This is a genomic window from Neisseria sp. WLZKY-1, from assembly GCF_046546535.1.
Taxonomy (GTDB): Bacteria; Pseudomonadota; Gammaproteobacteria; order Burkholderiales; family Neisseriaceae; genus Neisseria.
In genome coordinates, this window is the sequence record NZ_JBKGTW010000164.1 from 1 (window position 1) to 241 (window position 241).

A 241-nucleotide genomic window follows, 5' to 3' on the forward strand; every position below is an offset into this window, starting at 1 on the left:
CAGGCAGCATTGACCGAAGCATTCAGACAATACGGACTGCCCGACAGAATCAACACCGACAACGGCGCACCCTGGGGCGACAGCGCACAAGGCGGACTGACCCACCTGGCCGCATGGCTTATCCGACTGGGCATCCGTCCCGGCCGCAGCCGTCCGCTGCACCCGCAGACCAACGGCAAAGACGAACGTTTCCACCGCAGCCTGAAAGCCGAAGTGCTCAAAGGCAGAACCTTTGGCGGAC

Annotated in this window: 1 pseudogene; it reads left to right on the top strand. The window is 62.7% G+C overall.

The features are described 5' to 3' along the window. Positions 1-241 (top strand): annotated as a pseudogene (locus ACLD9W_RS12670) (IS481 family transposase); the annotation flags it as partial.